General features: G+C 42.3%; 13 protein-coding genes. 8 read left to right on the forward strand and 5 right to left on the reverse strand.

The features are described from left to right. The first annotated feature begins 21 nt into the window (after nt 1-21). Entirely contained in the window at nt 22-1,218 is a 1,197-nt protein-coding gene (ftsZ, locus tag I1A42_RS13605; RefSeq protein WP_161153095.1) for a cell division protein FtsZ, read from the forward strand. A 96-nt stretch (nt 1,219-1,314) separates the two neighbouring features. Next, a complete protein-coding gene (lpxC, locus tag I1A42_RS13610) occupies nt 1,315-2,232 on the forward strand; it encodes a UDP-3-O-acyl-N-acetylglucosamine deacetylase (protein ID WP_161153094.1) in 918 nt (305 codons plus the stop codon). Between the two features lie 104 nt (nt 2,233-2,336). Here lpxC and I1A42_RS13615 read toward each other — a convergent pair whose 3' ends face one another. Then, the gene (locus I1A42_RS13615; RefSeq protein WP_161153093.1) at nt 2,337-2,798 is read right to left on the reverse strand and encodes a DUF721 domain-containing protein; all 462 of its coding nucleotides are present in this window, start codon (nt 2,796-2,798) and stop codon (nt 2,337-2,339) included. A gap of 465 nt (nt 2,799-3,263) precedes the next feature. Between I1A42_RS13615 and secA the strand changes: the two genes are divergently transcribed. The 6 genes from secA to I1A42_RS13645 all read left to right on the forward strand — a co-directional run bounded on the left by secA (nt 3,264) and on the right by I1A42_RS13645 (nt 13,261). Continuing rightward, nucleotides 3,264-5,978: a preprotein translocase subunit SecA gene (gene secA, locus I1A42_RS13620; RefSeq protein WP_161153092.1), complete on the forward strand. Its 2,715-nt coding sequence runs from the start codon at nt 3,264-3,266 to the stop codon at nt 5,976-5,978. A gap of 99 nt (nt 5,979-6,077) precedes the next feature. After that, entirely contained in the window at nt 6,078-6,476 is a 399-nt protein-coding gene (gene mutT / locus I1A42_RS13625; protein ID WP_161153091.1) for an 8-oxo-dGTP diphosphatase MutT, read from the forward strand. Nucleotides 6,477-6,576: 100 nt separating this feature from the next. After that, on the forward strand, nt 6,577-7,386 hold the full coding sequence (gene dapB / locus I1A42_RS13630; RefSeq protein ID WP_161153090.1) for a 4-hydroxy-tetrahydrodipicolinate reductase: 810 nt from the start codon (nt 6,577-6,579) through the stop codon (nt 7,384-7,386). A 493-nt stretch (nt 7,387-7,879) separates the two neighbouring features. Then, nucleotides 7,880-9,019 carry a glutamine-hydrolyzing carbamoyl-phosphate synthase small subunit gene (gene carA, locus I1A42_RS13635; protein WP_161153089.1) on the forward strand — a complete coding sequence of 380 codons (1,140 nt, stop codon included), beginning with the start codon at nt 7,880-7,882 and terminating at the stop codon, nt 9,017-9,019. A gap of 16 nt (nt 9,020-9,035) precedes the next feature. Next, entirely contained in the window at nt 9,036-12,266 is a 3,231-nt protein-coding gene (gene carB, locus I1A42_RS13640; protein WP_161153088.1) for a carbamoyl-phosphate synthase large subunit, read from the forward strand. A gap of 215 nt (nt 12,267-12,481) precedes the next feature. Beyond that, nucleotides 12,482-13,261, forward strand: a complete 780-nt coding sequence (locus I1A42_RS13645) for a TSUP family transporter (protein WP_161153087.1) — start codon at nt 12,482-12,484, stop codon at nt 13,259-13,261. Here I1A42_RS13645 and I1A42_RS13650 read toward each other — a convergent pair. The 4 genes from I1A42_RS13650 to I1A42_RS13665 all read right to left on the reverse strand — a co-directional run bounded on the left by I1A42_RS13650 (nt 13,203) and on the right by I1A42_RS13665 (nt 16,597). Continuing rightward, nucleotides 13,203-14,057: a LysR family transcriptional regulator gene (locus I1A42_RS13650; protein WP_161153086.1), complete on the reverse strand. Its 855-nt coding sequence runs from the start codon at nt 14,055-14,057 to the stop codon at nt 13,203-13,205. The genes I1A42_RS13645 and I1A42_RS13650 overlap by 59 nt on opposite strands. A 45-nt stretch (nt 14,058-14,102) precedes the next feature. After that, complete coding sequence (locus tag I1A42_RS13655) at nt 14,103-14,516, reverse strand: VOC family protein (RefSeq protein ID WP_161153085.1); 414 nt, start codon at nt 14,514-14,516, stop codon at nt 14,103-14,105. A 205-nt stretch (nt 14,517-14,721) separates the two neighbouring features. After that, nucleotides 14,722-15,600, reverse strand: coding sequence for a pyridoxal kinase PdxY (pdxY, locus tag I1A42_RS13660; protein ID WP_161153084.1), 879 nt, complete (start codon nt 15,598-15,600; stop codon nt 14,722-14,724). A gap of 376 nt (nt 15,601-15,976) precedes the next feature. After that, a complete protein-coding gene (locus I1A42_RS13665; RefSeq protein WP_161153147.1) occupies nt 15,977-16,597 on the reverse strand; it encodes a TRIC cation channel family protein in 621 nt (206 codons plus the stop codon). Nucleotides 16,598-16,636 lie beyond the last annotated feature (39 nt).

Consider the following 16,636-nt stretch of genomic DNA (forward strand, 5'->3'; position numbering starts at 1 on the left):
CAGGAAAAACGGAGATAACACATGTTTGAACCGATGATGGAAATGTCTGACGATGCTGTAATTAAAGTCGTTGGGGTTGGTGGTGGCGGCGGTAATGCCGTAGAACACATGGTGCGTGAGTCCATCGAAGGCGTGGAATTCATCAGTATCAATACAGATGCACAAGCACTTCGCAAGGCCAGCGTTAGCACTGTCATTCAAATTGGTGGCGACATCACAAAAGGTTTGGGTGCGGGTGCAAACCCTCAAGTTGGACGTGATGCAGCTCTCGAAGATAAAGATCGCATTAAAGAAGTTCTAACTGGTGCCGATATGGTATTTATCGCAGCTGGTATGGGCGGTGGTACAGGTACTGGTGCTGCTCCAGTGATCGCTGAAGTTGCTAAAGACCTAGGTGTATTAACTGTCGCTGTTGTGACTAAACCATTTAGCTTTGAAGGTAAGAAACGCTTATCTTTCGCGGAGCAAGGAATTGAAGAGCTTTCTAAGCATGTTGACTCTTTGATTACTATTCCTAACGAAAAATTGCTAAAAGTGTTAGGTCGTGGCATTACACTACTTGAAGCTTTTGCTAGCGCGAACGATGTACTGAAAAATGCAGTACAGGGTATTGCTGAGCTGATTACTCGTCCGGGTATGATTAACGTCGACTTTGCTGACGTTCGTACTGTGATGTCAGAAATGGGTCACGCGATGATGGGTAGCGGTGTAGCAAATGGTGAAGATCGTGCGGAAGAAGCGGCGGAAATGGCAATTTCCAGTCCACTTCTAGAAGATATCGATTTGGCTGGCGCTCGTGGTGTTCTGGTTAACATTACTGCTGGTTTGGATATGCGTCTAGATGAGTTTGAAACAGTGGGTAACACCGTTAAAGCTTTCGCATCAGATAACGCAACTGTGGTTATCGGTACTTCACTTGACCCAGATATGGCTGATGAAATCCGAGTTACTGTTGTGGCAACCGGCATCGGCACTGAAAAACGCCCTGACATCACACTAGTCGCTGGTGGCAAAGCAAAAGCTTCTGCTCCAGCACAACCACAGCAACAAGTGGCTGCGAAAGTGGAAGAAAAAGTGGCACAGCCTGTGCAAGAGAAAACGGAAACTCCGGCTTCGACTGCAAACGCTTCTTCTGGTAATCAGAGCACAGCTCCAAAACCAGAGAAAGAAAGTGGGTACTTGGATATTCCAGCATTCCTACGTCGTCAGGCTGATTAAATAATCGCCACAATTTGACACTGTTCAAAATTCTGGTAGGATGTCGCTCGGCTCACCTATGAGTCGAGCTTTGTGGCACTAATTTGAGGCAAGTAGATGATCAGACAACGTACTCTGAAAGAAATAGTGAAAACAACTGGGGTGGGATTACACTCTGGTCGTAAAGTCACATTAACTCTTCGCCCTGCTGCTGCAAATACTGGGATTATCTACCGTCGTACCGACTTGAATCCACCAGTTGATTTTCCTGCTAATCCTGAAGACGTTCGCGATACTATGCTGTGTACAGCACTAGTGAACGATGAAGGTGTGCGCATCTCCACGGTTGAACACTTAAGTTCAGCATTGTCTGGGATGGGAATTGACAACCTGATTGTTGAAGTTGATGCACCAGAAATCCCAATCATGGATGGCAGCGCGAGTCCATTTGTGTTCCTTCTACAACAAGCGGGTGTAGAAGAACTCAATGCGCCAAAACGTTTCATCCGTGTTAAGAAACCAGTTCGTATCGAAGATGGTGATAAGTGGGTAGAAATTCTTCCCCACAATGGTTTCAAAATGGATTTCGAGATTGAATTTAATCACCCTGCTATCGATAGTGATGGGCAGCACATGGTGTTTGATTTTTCTTCTCAAGGTTTTGTGAAAGACATTTCTCGTGCACGTACCTTTGGTTTTATGCGTGATATTGAGTACCTTCAATCACAGAATTTATGTTTAGGTGGTAGCTTTGACTGTGCAATCGTTCTTGATGATTACCGAATCTTGAATGAAGATGGTCTGCGCTTTGACAGTGAATTTGTTACGCACAAAGTATTGGATGCAATTGGCGATTTATATATGTGCGGTCACCCAATTGTTGGGGAATTCCGTGCCTTTAAATCAGGTCATGGTTTGAATAACCAACTATTGCGTGCATTGTTAGCAAATCAAGAAGCTTGGGAATGGGCAACATTCGAAGAAGAAGTTGGTTCTCCGGTAATGTTTGCTGAACCTAATACTGTACTAGCATAATTGAAATAGATTTAAACGGTTGGATTAAACGCTTTTATCTGTTTTAACTGAAAGAATTATTTGAAAAGCCAGACGTAAGTCTGGCTTTTTTGATCCTAAGATTTTTATCTCTTCTTTGCCATATCGGCAAGTCGCTGGAGTCGCTTCTGGATTTTGTCTGGAGCATGTTCAGCCACTGCCAATAAATATCCAGCGGCATCTTCCGAAATTGGGGGGCGTGACTTTGCCTCTTTTTGCGTTTCAACGTCATTGTTCTTAATTCGGTAAATCGCTGGGTTTATGCGTATTTCAATTGAAATTAATTTAGCAAATCCATGATTTCGCAATTGATTTAGGATATTTAATCGATCACGTTCGATCTTCATTTTTAACCCAGCACTGGCTGCTTCGATCACCAGTTGACCATGGCGAATATTTGCCGCACGAATATGATCTTCTGTCCCTCTCGGCAAGATCTTTTTTAGTGCTTGGTTGATCATTAAGATCTCACCTGCGTGTTCTTGTAGTTTTTTAAAGCGAGACCCATCAACTAACTCAGTTGTTGCGGTCGGTCTATGATCTCTCATTGGGATAATCCTATGATGGTCGTCTTTATTATATAAACATAGCCTATGATCGCATGTCTAATAGCCGTGAGGCTAGTCATTTGTTGATGGCAAAGTTTTAGTCGAAAATATCGTCAAATAACAATAATGAGTCTTGTCCAAACATTACTTGCCGATATGTGCGTTTTTTGCTCATTTATACGGCATTCAAACTGCTCAACTATTGATAGATCAAGTGAAAAACCTTAGGTTAAGTACACAAATTCCCAAGTAAGATCGAAACACAGAGGATTGTTGTTGGTCGTAGGGACAAAAATTCCTTAAACTAGGCGCTACTTATATCTAAATGCCTTGAAAATGAACATTGTCATCACCATATATCAAGACATATGACTTATCTCAGTATCCTTAGTTGATAACAGAAAGAGACTAAAGGCATTAAGAAGTCGATCGATGACGATCTAATTACAGAGAGATCCACAAGAAATGATAACTAAGTTACTGACAAAGGTAATTGGCAGTCGTAATGATCGTACATTGCGTAGCTTGAGAAAGATTGTTAAAGAAATCAATAACTACGAGCCAGCTTTTGAAGCTTACTCCGATGAAGAATTAAAAGCAAAAACTGCAGAATTTCGCCAACGTCTAGAGCAAGGTGAAACTCTAGACCAACTTCTTCCTGAAGCATTTGCAACTGTTCGTGAAGCCTCTAAACGTATTTATGGTATGCGTCACTTTGACGTACAGCTTATTGGTGGAATGGTGCTAAATAGCGGTGAAATCGCTGAAATGCGCACTGGTGAAGGTAAAACCCTTACCGCGACATTGCCTGCCTATCTTAATGCTCTTCCTCAGAAAGGGGTTCATATCGTTACAGTCAATGATTACTTGGCTAAACGTGATGCGGAAACTAACCGTCCTTTATTCGAATTCCTAGGTATGACCGTTGGTGTTAACGTGCCAAACATGCCGCCTCATGAGAAACAACAAGCGTATAAAGCGGATATTCTTTACGGAACAAATAACGAATTTGGTTTCGACTATTTGCGTGACAACATGGCATTTCGTGTTGAAGACCGTGTTCAAGGTGAGCGCTTCTTTGCCATTGTCGATGAAGTTGACTCAATATTAATTGATGAAGCGCGAACTCCTCTTATTATTTCGGGTCCTGCTGAAGACAGTTCAGAGCTGTATGCGCGCATCAATACCCTGATTCCATACCTGAAATTACAAGATCAAGAAGACTCAGAAGAATACCGTGGTGATGGCCACTACACCGTTGATGAGAAATCTAAGCAAGTTTACTTGACTGAAACGGGTCAAGAGTACGTTGAAGAATTACTTGTCACTAACGGTCTAATGGAAGAAGGCGATACGCTATATTCTCCGACCAATATCAGTCTGCTACACCACGTGAATGCAGCGCTGCGTGCTCACGTATTGTTCGAACGTGACGTTGACTACATCGTAAATGAAAAAGGCGAAGTGGTTATCGTTGATGAACATACAGGCCGTACGATGGAAGGTCGTCGTTGGTCTGATGGTTTACACCAAGCGGTAGAAGCAAAAGAAGGCGTAAAAATTCAAAACGAGAACCAGACTCTGGCATCTATTACGTTCCAGAACTATTTCCGTTTGTATGAAAAACTGTCAGGTATGACCGGTACTGCTGATACTGAAGCATTTGAGTTCCAACAAATTTACGGTTTAGAAACCGTGGTTATTCCGACTAACCGCCCAATCCGTCGTATTGATATGCCTGATATGGTTTATCGTACTGAAGCGGAAAAATTTGCTGCAATCATTCAAGATATTCAGAAATGTGTTGAGAAAGGTCAACCTGTTTTGGTTGGTACGGTTTCGATTGAAAAATCAGAGCTGTTATCAAACGCATTGAAGAAAGCTAAGATTAAACACAATGTACTGAACGCTAAATTCCATGAAAAAGAAGCGGAAATTGTAGCAAGTGCTGGTATGCCTGGTGTTGTGACTATTGCAACTAACATGGCAGGTCGTGGTACCGATATTGTATTGGGTGGTAGCTGGCAATCTAAAGTTGAAACTCTGGATGAGCCGACTCAAGAGCAGATCGACAAGATCAAAGCGGAATGGAAAGAAATTCACGAGAAAGTACTAGAAGCGGGTGGTTTACATATCATTGGTACTGAACGTCACGAATCTCGTCGTATCGATAACCAGTTGCGTGGTCGTTCTGGCCGTCAAGGTGACCCAGGTTCAACTCGTTTCTACTTATCGATGGAAGATACTTTATTACGTATCTTTACCTCTGACCGTATGGCCAGCCTAATTCAGAGCGGTATGGAAGAAGGTGAAGCGATTGAAAGTAAAATGCTATCGCGCTCCATTGAAAAAGCTCAGCGTAAAGTAGAAGGTCGTAACTTCGACATTCGTAAACAATTACTTGAATACGATGATGTCGCTAATGATCAACGTAAAGTGGTTTACGAACTACGCGATGCTTTACTTGGCACTGATGATATTAGTGAAATGCTTAATCAACATCGTGAAGACGTACTGCACGCTGTTATTGACCAATTTATTCCGCCACAAAGTTTGGAAGATATGTGGGATATTTCTGGTCTAGAAGAACGCTTGAAAAACGACTTTGATCTAGAACTTCCGATTCAGAAATGGTTAGACGAAGACGATAGTCTTCATGAAGAAACGCTACGTGAACGTGTTGTAGAAGAAGCGGTTCGTGTCTACGGTGAAAAAGAAGAAGCGGTTGGCTCTGAAGTGATGCGCAACTTCGAAAAATCAGTCATGTTGCAAACACTGGATACATTGTGGAAAGAGCACTTGGCTGCGATGGATCATTTGCGTCAAGGTATCCATCTACGTGGTTATGCTCAAAAAGATCCAAAACAAGAGTACAAACGTGAATCGTTTGAACTGTTTGAAGGTCTGCTTGATGCGTTGAAAGCGGATGTCATTATGGTGCTGTCTAAAGTTCGAGTTCAACAACAAGAAGAAGTCGAACGAATGGAAGCTCAGCGTATTGCTCAGGCAGAAGAAGCTGCTCGTTTGGCTAAAGAACATAATGGTGAAATGAGCGAGCAAGATAATGTGAATGATGGACAACCGATCACTCGTGATTATCCAAAAGTTGGCCGTAATGATCCATGCCCATGCGGTAGTGGTAAAAAATACAAACATTGTCACGGTAGAATCACTCACTGATCCTATTGATAAATAAAAAAGAGTCGCTAAGGCGACTCTTTTTTTAGATAAAATGACGTCCCAGATGAGTTTTACGCTTCAATGAGTCGAAGGAAGAATATGAAACGCACGCATATTGTTGCTGGTATTATTTTAAACCCAGCCCAAACACATGTATTTATTACCAAGCGTCCAAGTGATAAACATAAAGGTGGCTTTTGGGAGTTTCCTGGTGGAAAAGTGGAAGCGGGTGAATCTGTTGAAGTAGCAATGAGTCGAGAATTGTTTGAAGAGATTGGCATTGAAGTCACAGCGCAACAGTCTTTCCAACAGTTAGAGTTTGATTATCCTGAGAAGTCACTCAAATTTGATTTTCAAACAATTACTGCTTTTAATCATGAGCCTTATGGAAAAGAAGGGCAGGAAGGCCTTTGGGTCGCAGTCGAATCGTTATCTGATTACACTTTTCCTGAAGCGAATGTGCCAGTTTTAGAGCAAGTGATGAAAGAGTTTTGCTAAGTGCTAGCAAGACATTCGGATAGTTGGTAGTTTAGATAGATACAGTTGGAACACCGAGCAAACAATATTAAGCCGGTTTAAGAGAATGGAGAATAATGCAATGGTAAGAATTGCAATTGCTGGCGCTGCTGGTCGAATGGGAAGAAATCTTGTAAAAGCGGCAAATCACAACCCTAACTCAAGTGTTGGTGCTGGTTCAGAGCGCCCTGAGTCTTCTTTAGTTGGAGTTGATATTGGTGAACTGTGTGGTGAAAGCCGTTTGGATGTATCACTCGTCGATAATTTAGAGCAGTCCATCGAACAATTTGATGTAATTATTGATTTCACAGCACCTAAAAGTACTCTGGCAAACATTGAGCTTTGTAAGAAATATAATAAAAAACTGGTCATTGGTACTACTGGTTTTAGTGATGAAGAACGTACTTTAATCGACGAAGCAGCGAAAGAAATATCTATCGTAATGGCTCCCAACTACAGTGTTGGAGTAAACCTTGTTTTTAAACTGCTTGAAAAAGCGGCGAAAGTGATGGGTGATTACTGCGATATCGAAATTGTTGAAGCGCATCACCGTCATAAAGTCGATGCACCATCTGGTACTGCTATCGGTATGGGTGAGGCTATTGCAGGAGCGATGGGCAATAAGCTCAGTGATGTTGCTGTTTATGCTCGTGAAGGTATTACGGGTGAACGTACTCGTGACGAAATTGGTTTTGCGACAATTCGAGCGGGTGACATTGTTGGTGAACATACTGCGATGTTTGCTGATATCGGTGAGCGTGTAGAGATTACTCATAAGGCGACCGATCGTATGACATTTGCTAATGGTGCTGTGCGTGCAGCTATCTGGTTAGCGGACAAACCAGCAGGCTTTTATACGATGACCGAAGTTCTTGAACTGAATAGTTTGTAAAATACATAATTATGCGTCACCTAAGGGTGGCGCTTTTTTTTATCTATCCATTACTCGTTTTTTTATTAGAAAAAATAACTGGTCTAAAAAAGCAATTTCTGGTGCATTTAATTGTGTTTTTTGTCGCTTATGAATGCTTTTTTGTTTCTAGTTCCTATTTTTTATTATTAAGTTTGTGGTGATATCGTTTGCTTATGTGGGTAAATTCGCTATCGTTCTCTGGGGAGTATGTGGTGGTGGTTTTTTAGTCATATCTCATTCACATTAGAAAGGGATAATAGAAAAAGCATCGTTTTCACCTTTTTTACGCAAAATCTTTAAATAAACCAAGAAATATTCATTTTATTTTTTACTCAATATTGACAGGTTTCGTTGTGCTAATTAGAATACCGCCAATTTGTCTGTAAGACCCAAAAGCAATTTTAAATCGCGAAATGGAAGGCAAATGTGAAGTTTAATTTAAATTTTTTGCATTTTTATTCTGGAGGTTGTCTTGAGTAAATCAGCACTGTTAGTCCTAGAAGATGGGACAGTGTTCCGCGGAGTGTCCATCGGCGCAGATGGTTCATCCGTTGGTGAAGTCGTTTTTAATACCTCGATGACGGGGTATCAAGAAATCCTCACTGATCCTTCCTATTCTCAACAAATCGTTACTCTTACTTATCCTCACATTGGCAATACCGGTACCAATACCGAAGATGAAGAATCCACTGCGATTCATGCTCAAGGCCTTGTGATCCGCGATCTCCCTCTTATTGCTTCTAACTTCCGCAGCGAAAAATCCCTTTCTGATTACCTTAAAGATAACAATATTGTTGGTATTGCTGATATCGACACACGTAAGTTGACTCGTCTATTACGTGAAAAAGGTGCTCAGATCGGTTGTATCGTTGCTGGTGATAACTTGGATGAAGCTTTAGCTCTAACTAAGGCAAAAGAATTCCCAGGCCTAAAAGGCATGGATTTAGCGAAAGTAGTAACCACAAAAGAAGCTTACCCTTGGAAACAAGGCTCTTGGTCACTAGAGAATGGTTTACCACAAGCAAAAGATGATAGTGAATTACCTTATCATGTTGTTGCTTATGACTTTGGAGCAAAACGTAACATCTTACGTATGCTTGTTGACCGAGGCTGTCGACTAACGGTTGTTCCTGCTGAAACTTCAGCAGAAGAAGTGTTAGCGTTGAATCCTGACGGTATTTTCTTATCAAATGGCCCTGGTGACCCAGAACCATGTACTTACGCGATTGAAGCGACTAAGACTTTCTTAGATAAAGGTATTCCAGTATTTGGTATCTGTTTAGGTCACCAAATCTTGGCTTTGGCGTCTGGCGCTAAAACTATCAAAATGAAGTTTGGTCACCACGGTGCTAACCACCCAGTAAAAGACTTAGATCGTGATGTAGTGATGATTACTTCGCAGAACCATGGTTTTGCTGCTGATGAAGCGACGTTACCTGACAATCTACGTGCGACTCATAAATCGCTGTTTGATGGTTCTCTACAAGGTATTCATCGTACAGATAAGCCAGCATTTAGTTTCCAGGGTCACCCAGAAGCGAGCCCTGGTCCACATGATGCTGCGCCATTATTTGACCACTTTATCGATTTGATTCAACAACACCGCGCTTAATTTGGAGTAGTAAACAATGCCAAAACGTACTGACATAAAGAGCATTCTAATCTTAGGTGCTGGTCCTATTGTTATCGGTCAGGCTTGTGAGTTTGACTACTCAGGTGCTCAAGCTTGTAAAGCGCTGCGCGAAGAGGGTTATCGAGTTATCCTTGTGAACTCAAACCCTGCAACTATCATGACTGACCCAGAGATGGCTGATGCGACTTATATCGAGCCAATCAACTGGGAAGTTGTGCGCAAAATTATTGAGAAAGAACGCCCTGATGCCATTCTGCCAACCATGGGTGGTCAAACAGCACTGAACTGTGCTTTGGATTTAGAAAAATACGGTGTATTGGCTGAATTCAATGTCGAGATGATTGGTGCAACTGCTGACGCGATTGATAAAGCGGAAGACCGTTCTCGTTTTGATAAAGCGATGAAGTCGATTGGTCTTGAATGTCCTCGTGCTGATACTGCAAAAAGCATGGAAGAAGCCTACAAAGTCCTAGAGATGGTTGGCTTTCCTTGTATCATCCGCCCTTCATTTACCATGGGTGGTACTGGTGGTGGTATCGCATACAATAAAGAAGAGTTTGACGATATCTGTCGTCGAGGTTTAGACCTATCTCCAACCAATGAGCTATTAATCGATGAATCACTTATCGGTTGGAAAGAGTACGAGATGGAAGTGGTTCGTGACAAAAACGACAACTGTATCATCGTATGTTCTATCGAAAACTTTGACGCAATGGGAATCCACACTGGTGACTCAATCACAGTGGCTCCTGCGCAAACGCTTACAGATAAAGAATACCAATTAATGCGTAACGCTTCTCTAGCGGTATTGCGTGAAATTGGTGTTGAAACAGGTGGTTCAAACGTTCAGTTTGGTATCAACCCGAAAGATGGCCGCATGGTTATCATCGAGATGAACCCTCGTGTATCTCGTTCTTCTGCACTTGCATCGAAAGCAACAGGTTTCCCTATTGCAAAAGTGGCAGCAAAATTGGCGATCGGCTACACCCTAGACGAGCTAATGAACGACATCACTGGTGGCGCTACCCCAGCATCATTCGAACCTACTATCGACTACGTTGTTACTAAGATTCCTCGTTTTAACTTCGAGAAATTTAATGGCTCTAACGACCGTCTCACCACTCAGATGAAATCAGTGGGTGAGGTGATGGCGATTGGTCGTAACCAACAAGAATCACTGCAAAAAGCACTTCGCGGCCTTGAAGTAGGCGCGACTGGTTTCGATAGTATGGTTGATCTTGAAGCGCCTGATGCATTAACTAAGATTCGTTATGAGCTAAAAGAAGCTGGCGCTCAGCGTATCTGGTATATTGCTGATGCATTCCGTGCAGGTATGTCTGTTGATGGCATCTTCAATCTAACTAACATTGACCGCTGGTTCTTGGTTCAAATTGAAGAGCTAATTCAACTAGAAGCTGATATTAAAGCGGGTGGTTTTGCTGGTTTAACTGAAGATGTACTGCGTCGTGTTAAGCGTAAAGGTTTTGCCGATGCTCGCTTATCTAAACTGCTTGGCGTAGCTGAAAAAGAAATTCGTCGAGTACGTGACCAATACAATATTCACCCTGTATACAAACGCGTGGATACTTGTGCGGCTGAATTTGCATCAGATACTGCTTACATGTACTCATCTTACGATGAAGAGTGTGAAGCAAACCCAACTGATCGTGAGAAAATAATGGTTCTGGGTGGTGGTCCAAACCGTATCGGTCAAGGTATCGAATTTGATTACTGTTGTGTACACGCTTCACTAGCACTGCGTGAAGACGGTTACGAAACCATCATGGTGAACTGTAACCCAGAAACAGTATCAACTGACTACGATACATCAGATCGCCTGTACTTCGAGCCCGTTACTCTGGAAGATGTTCTTTCAATTGTACGTGTTGAAAAACCAAAAGGTGTGATTGTTCAATACGGTGGTCAAACTCCTCTGAAATTGGCTCGTGAACTTGAAGCATTTGGTGTGCCAATTATCGGTACTAGCCCAGATGCTATCGACCGTGCTGAAGATCGCGAACGTTTCCAACACGCTGTTCAACGTCTAGGTTTGAAACAGCCTGAAAACGCAACGGTTACAGCGATTGATCAAGCAGTAGAAAAAGCAAGAGAGATTGGTTACCCATTAGTGGTTCGTCCTTCATATGTATTGGGTGGCCGTGCAATGGAAATCGTATACGATGAAGCAGACCTGCGTCGTTACTTCAATGAAGCGGTAAGTGTTTCTAATGAATCACCAGTCCTTCTTGATCGTTTCCTAGATGATGCAACGGAAGTGGATATCGATGCTATCTGTGACGGTGAGCGTGTGCTTATCGGTGGTATCATGGAGCATATTGAACAAGCGGGTGTTCACTCTGGTGACTCTGCATGTTCGCTTCCTGCTTACACGCTAAGCCATGAAATTCAAGATAAAATGCGTGAAGAAGTTGAAAAACTGGCATTTGAACTTGGCGTTCGCGGTCTAATGAATACTCAGTTTGCAGTTAAAGATAACGAAATCTATCTGATTGAAGTGAACCCTCGTGCTGCACGTACGGTTCCATTCGTATCAAAAGCAACGGGTGCTCAGTTAGCGAAAATTGCTGCTCGTGTCATGGTTGGTCAAACACTTGAACAACAAGGTTACACGAAAGAAATTATCCCACCTTACTACGCAGTGAAAGAAGTGGTTCTGCCATTTAACAAATTCCCTGGCGTTGACCCACTGTTAGGCCCTGAAATGCGCTCAACGGGTGAAGTTATGGGGATTGGTGAAACATTCGCTGAAGCCTTCGCAAAAGCAGAAATGGCTTGTGGTAGTTACTACCCAGAAGCGGGGCGTGCGCTTCTTTCTGTTCGTGATGGTGATAAAGAGCGTGTTGTAGACCTTGCATCTAAGCTCGTTAAGCTTGGTTACAAACTTGATGCCACTCACGGTACAGCTGTTATTCTTGGCGAAGCTGGTATTAACCCTCGTCTTGTTAACAAAGTACATGAAGGTCGCCCTCACATTCTTGACCGTATCAAGAACAATGAGTATACCTACATTGTAAATACGGCAGCTGGTCGTCAAGCGATTGAAGATTCAAAAGTACTTCGCCGTGGTGCTTTGCTTGAAAAAGTGAACTACACTACGACTCTTAACGCGGCATTTGCAACCTGTATGGCACACACTGCAGACGCAAAAGCAGCAGTTCGTTCAGTACAAGAGCTGCACGCATTAGTTCGCGAAAATCAGGCATGATACTAACTAGTTAGTCAAGCATTGAACTTAATTTAGCCCACCTTATGGTGGGCTTTTTTATTGCTATTTTGCTGATTATAACCAAATATTCGATTATTTTAGAACCTAGTTAAATAATGAAAAATTGGAATAGATCAGTGTCGCCACTTTCGCTGTTTATTGATTAATGACAGTGATAATTTGCGCCTTTTGTTAGTTGTATCTTCAGAGGGTTAATGGACGTTTCGTTACAAGTACTTACGATGTTGTTTTTTGTTGCAGGTGCCGCGGGGTTTATCGATGCGATGGCTGGTGGTGGAGGGTTAATTACTTTACCTGCTTTGCTTGCTGCTGGTGTCTCTCCAGCTCAAGCGCTGGCAACGAATAAATTACAAAGTTCATTTGGTAGTTTTTCTGCTTCGCTATATTTTATCCGTAATGGGCACGTCAAACTAAAAGAAATGGGGCTTGCGATTGTTTGCACTTACATTGGGGCAGCAACGGGGGCCGAGTTAGTCCAGCGCATTGATGCCTCAGTACTGACCACGCTTATTCCTGGCTTACTCATTTCCATATCTTTGTATTTTTTATTAGCGCCACAAACGCGCAGAGATAGCAGTAAACAACCACTAAACCCTTTGTGGTTTGCCCTTACTGTGGGAACTTGCATTGGTTTTTATGATGGATTTTTTGGGCCAGGAACAGGCTCAATTTTTGCCGTATGCTTTATCTTATTGGGGCATTGTAATCTGGTGCAAGCCACAGCGCGGGCGAAAGTTTTAAATTTTACCTCTAATATTGCAGCGCTAACTTTTTTCTTAATTGCTGGTTTGCCAATATGGAAAATCGGTTTGGTGATGGCTGTTGGACAGTTCTTAGGTGGGCGATTAGGGGCGAAGGTCGTTATCGCCAAAGGACAAAAGTGGATTCGTCCATTGGTGATTATCATGTGTCTAATTATGGCGTTAAAGTTGCTGTTGGAACAGTACCAGCAATGGTTTCAATCCATCTTTTAACACGTGTTGAACGGTAAGTATTCGCTCGAACACAAATGTGTATCGGGCGAGTTAATTGCGCTAATTGCGGAAAATCAAAACAGTATTTGGCATCGATGCGTAACGTTTGTACCACTGAGAGAGGAACAAGGGCTGGAGCGGTATCCCCAAGAGCTAATTGCGCCGCTGCTGTGTAAGAGTCCATTTGCATCATTGGGTGAATTCCCAGCTTTGCCAATATGGAACTTTGATATGTATTGGCCGTATTCACTAGGTCATTGGTGATCAATTCACTAGGGAGTGTGGTTAAAGGTTGATGACTGACGATCAAGAAAGGCTCGTCACAGAGGTGAAAAGCCAGTAAACCATGGTTTGCTGATAAATGCCCAGCACAAAAACCAATGGTTGCTCGTCCTGATTTTACATTATCAATAATTCGCGGAGTGTGGTTGGTCGTGATCGTAAAGTGAGGATCGAGTTTTCTATATTCACCAATTACTTGATTAATATAACCTGCAACCAATGTTTCAGAACAGTCGAGCCTGATCGGGGTGTGATCCTCAAGAGTTTGTTGATCAAACATCAATCCGCGTAGTTCATTAAATGTTGGTTCGATATTCGCAATTAACTGTTCGGCATCAGCGGTGAGCTTAATATGGCGCCCGGCTGGAACGATAAGTTTTTTACCTAACTTTTGTTCTAGGTTGGCGATGCGCTTACTGACAGCGGATTGGCTGATATATAGTAATGCCCCAGTTCGGCTCATGGTTTTTTCTTTACTAAGTACCAGTAATGTTTCTAATCCTTCCAATAACATTGCGCTTTCTCATACTGCTGACGGCCTCATTTAAGCAAATTAGTCTTAAGATGGGTAGTGATTTTTTAGCGCATTATCAGCTGAAAAATATTGGATAAATTCCCATTCGATCCCGCTGTTATCAAAAAAGTAGACTCGTTTTCTATATTGGCTGTTTTCATTAATTTCATTAAGTCGGTAACCCGCATCTAATAGTCTTTGCTCTACAGCAAGGGCATCGTCTACGACTATTCCAATATGATTAATACCCACATCGTTATATGGTGTGCGATTGCTATTTTCTTTATCGGTCATTTCCTGTAATGCAATGTAGCTATCCTGTGTTCCGATATGTGCCCAGCGGTAACCATTTTCTCCTTGATGACGTACTTTAAAATCAGGTAATGCCAATTGAATAAACTCAATAGCTTCATCGATATTTTTTACAGTGACATTGGTGTGTTCAACATAGCTTGGCATATAACATTTCTCCACTTAAATAAAGTTTTTTGTTTATATAGTCACGTGGAGCTATATAAGTAAATAAAAAACTTTATTTAAGTGGCTTGGTCAGATGGAATTGTGATCAATATCTTGGTTGATATGATCAAATAGAGTTTGGAGAGCGATAAAAAGCCCCGCGTAAATAGCGAGGCTCGATGGGATAATTAAGCATTATGATAGATTACGCGTAACTTTCGGAATGTTGTTCGACTAATTCTGCCGGGAAGTGTTCACTAGGATTGATGAGTTCATCTTGTGCTGCAATCGTTTGCAATTCCCATTCTCCGCTTTTAAAGGTTGTTTTTAGAACGCCATGCACTGCATCATGGCAGTGTTGGAATGCTTGTAGTGGAGACCAGCCTTTTAGTAAACCTGCAGTAAAGATTGATGTGATTAAATCGCCTACACCGATGGGCTCTTTACAAATCTGATAAAGAGGGCGTTTTGCCAAATAGACGCCATCTTTGGTGGCTAGCATCATATTGAAATTCTGTTTATCGATACCATGTAGATGTTTAGCAATGATAAGTTTAGGTCCTTTAGTCAGCGCCTTATGACAAGCTTTGACGGCATCTTCTAAGCTATTAATTTCCATATTCGCAATTTGTGAAAGCTCGAACTGGTTTGGCACAATGACATCAGCAATTGGAATCAAGGTATTAATCAATTGTTCAGTGATCCCCGGTGCCACAATACATCCTTTCTCAGGATTACTCATAACCGGGTCACAGACATAAAGAGCATTTGGGTTGGCTTGTTTTACTTTCGCTACTGTATCGGCGACGACAGAACATTGCTCTGCAGTCCCTTGGTAACCTGTAACCACAGCTTGGCATTCGGTTAATACATCAAGGTTAGCCAAACCACGAACGACTTCAGCAATATCGTCAGCAGTAAAGGCATGTCCAGTCCATCCTTGTGTGTAATGAGTATGATTAGAAAATTGGACAGTATGGATTGGCCAGACTTCAAACCCCATTCGTTGCATTGGAAAAACAGCGCTGCTATTCCCTGCATGGCCATAACTCACATGTGATTGGATGGATAGAATCCCTTGCATAACAATCGTATCTCTTTTGATTAACTTTGATATATAAATAAACGGTGAACACCGTCAGTTGTTGATTGAGTCTGTGCTTCAGACCATGTCATTAAGGCTACACCTAAGTGGTGAAAAGCAACAGTGATATTTATTCATTAACAGCGAATATTACAAATGGTTTCAACTGCTGTTAACTGATTTTACCGAGTTTTCTTATTCTATACCCGACTAACCTCAAGAGGCTGTTTCAGCGAGAATGTATTCGTATTTGGGCATGAAGCTCCAGTCACTCCACATTGAAAGAGAATGAGCATTCCTACCTTGATTGAGCTTGATCTAGGTTCGTTGATCAAGCTCTGAATTCTGCATTTTGCGAGCATTTGGGTATAGGTTATTAACGTTGTAGAGCAAAGATTGGTAGTGATAAATGCCAGCGAATAGCGCCTAACCGAATAATAAGTGTCGACGATATACCAGATAAAAGGGCAGTTTCGGATGAATAGCCTAATGCGAGCGCAGAGGTGTGAAATACACCGCCTATAATACAAGCTGTTGCGTAAACTTCACTACGCAACACCATTGGGATTTCTCTCGCCAGCACATCACGAATGATACCACCGCCACAGCCAGTTAGAACGCCCATAATAATTGCAACGAGCGGTGAACTTTGATAACTCATGGCTTTTTCGACACCAATACCGACAAAAACAGCAAGCCCAATAGCATCGCAGACAGGCAGAATCCACCAAGCTACTCTTTTAGGGCGTCGAACGATCAACATAGTAATAATACAAGTGATTAGAATAACCCACAGGTAGCTGGTGTTACGAATCCAAAAGACAGGGGTTGCGCCCAAGGCCATATCACGAATAGTACCGCCGCCAATCGCAGTAACACTGGCGAGAACGATTACCCCAAATGGATCCATACGTAAGCGACCAGCAAGTAGGACACCAGAAACGGCAAATATCGCCGTACCAAATAGGTCAATAGAGTAGAGTAATGAAATATCCACCGTTAATCGCGCTCTTGTCATTTAGGGAAGTCAATCGGC

The organism is Vibrio nitrifigilis, from assembly GCF_015686695.1.
Lineage (GTDB): Bacteria > Pseudomonadota > Gammaproteobacteria > Enterobacterales > Vibrionaceae > Vibrio > Vibrio nitrifigilis.

Coding starts and splice junctions, on each gene's coding strand:
- I1A42_RS13655 (WP_161153085.1), bottom strand. CDS start 14,516: ATGCCAAGCTATGTTGAACACACCAATGTCACTGTAAAAAATATCGAT.
- mutT (WP_161153091.1), top strand. CDS start 6,078: ATGAAACGCACGCATATTGTTGCTGGTATTATTTTAAACCCAGCCCAA.
- ftsZ (WP_161153095.1), top strand. CDS start 22: ATGTTTGAACCGATGATGGAAATGTCTGACGATGCTGTAATTAAAGTC.
- I1A42_RS13645 (WP_161153087.1), top strand. CDS start 12,482: ATGGACGTTTCGTTACAAGTACTTACGATGTTGTTTTTTGTTGCAGGT.
- carB (WP_161153088.1), top strand. CDS start 9,036: ATGCCAAAACGTACTGACATAAAGAGCATTCTAATCTTAGGTGCTGGT.
- dapB (WP_161153090.1), top strand. CDS start 6,577: ATGGTAAGAATTGCAATTGCTGGCGCTGCTGGTCGAATGGGAAGAAAT.
- I1A42_RS13650 (WP_161153086.1), bottom strand. CDS start 14,057: ATGTTATTGGAAGGATTAGAAACATTACTGGTACTTAGTAAAGAAAAA.
- I1A42_RS13615 (WP_161153093.1), bottom strand. CDS start 2,798: ATGAGAGATCATAGACCGACCGCAACAACTGAGTTAGTTGATGGGTCT.
- pdxY (WP_161153084.1), bottom strand. CDS start 15,600: ATGCAAGGGATTCTATCCATCCAATCACATGTGAGTTATGGCCATGCA.
- secA (WP_161153092.1), top strand. CDS start 3,264: ATGATAACTAAGTTACTGACAAAGGTAATTGGCAGTCGTAATGATCGT.
- lpxC (WP_161153094.1), top strand. CDS start 1,315: ATGATCAGACAACGTACTCTGAAAGAAATAGTGAAAACAACTGGGGTG.